Origin of the sequence: Cellulosimicrobium cellulans, from assembly GCF_001722485.1 — a bacterium.
Taxonomy (GTDB): Bacteria; Actinomycetota; Actinomycetes; order Actinomycetales; family Cellulomonadaceae; genus Cellulosimicrobium; species Cellulosimicrobium cellulans_A.
On the sequence record NZ_LWGL01000334.1, the window covers coordinates 1 to 1,252 of the forward strand.

The 1,252-nt window shown below is 78.7% G+C and carries 1 protein-coding gene; it reads right to left on the reverse strand.

What is annotated here, in order from left to right:
- Window positions 1–1,252, reverse strand: a 1,252-nt coding sequence (locus tag JZ5iCDA_RS17545) for a ComEC/Rec2 family competence protein (protein WP_216093485.1), incomplete at both ends; no start/stop codon positions are given.

Below are 1,252 nucleotides of genomic sequence, written 5' to 3' on the forward strand. Positions count from 1 at the left end.
GCGCCGGACCTCGCGCCGCTCCCCCAGCGCCGCGAGGCGGCGCGAGCGCAGAACCACGACGAGGCCGACCGCGGACACCACCGCCAGGAGGAGCAGCCCGCCGACTCCGCCCGGCCACGGGACGCGCGCAGCGGGGAGACCGGCGAAGAGCTGGGCCACCACCGCGAGCCACCACGTGCACGCGCCGGCCAGCGTCGCGACCACCGTGGCCGCCGCGGGCCACACCGGCGCCAGGAGCGTGGCGAGCACCCCGAGCACGGTCGCCGGCCCGAGCGCCGGCGCGGCGACGAGGTTGGCGGGCACGGCGTACAGGCTCACGCTCGGGTCGAGCAGGACGACGATCGGCGCGCACGCGAGCTGGGCCGCGACGGGCACGGCGACGACGTGGGCCGCCGTCCGGCCGGTCCACGGCGCGAGGCGGCGGGCGATCGGCGCGGTGCCGAGCGCGAGACCTGCGGTGGCCGCCACGGAGAGGACGAAGCCGTACGACCGGGCGAGCCACGGGTCGAGCACGAGCAGGACGACGACGGCGGCGGCGAGCGCCGCCACGGCGCGCGACGGTCTCCCGAGCAGCGCCCCGAGGAGACCGACGGCACCCATCGCCGCGGCGCGGACGACGCTCGGCTCGGGGTGCACGAGCAGGACGAAGCCGACCATCGCGGCCGCGGTGACGAGCACCCGCACGACCCGCGGCGCCCGGACGGCGACGCACAGCGCCGCGACGGTCGCCACGATGATGGCGAAGTGTCCGCCGGACACGGCGGTGACGTGCGTGAGGGACGTCGCACGCATCGCCTCGTCGAGCTCCGGCTCGAGGCGGGACGTGTCCCCCACCGCGACGCCGGGGACGAGCCCGCGCGCCTGCGGGCTCAGGCCTTCGGTCACGTCGAGGATGCCGTGCCGCATGGCGTGGACCGCGCGCAGCGGCGCCGGCGGCGGATCGAGGACCCGGGGCGCGCCGTCCGTGCGCAGGAACGTCCGGTCGCCGTCGGCGGCGAGCGTGCCGACGACCTCGACCCGCGCGCCGTAGGCCAAGCGGTCCCACCCCTCCCCCGGCCCGGAGACGACCAGCGGCCCGGTCGACGGCGCCGTGACCCCGCGCGCCGCGACCTCGGCTGCCTCGACCCGCACCTCGTGGCGGTCGGTCGCGCCCGTCCACGGGTTCTGCCGCGGCTCGACCGCCGAGCGGACGGTCGCGACGACGCGGGCCGTCGCCCCGTCCTCCGCGAGCCGGTCGAGGCCCGATCGGAAG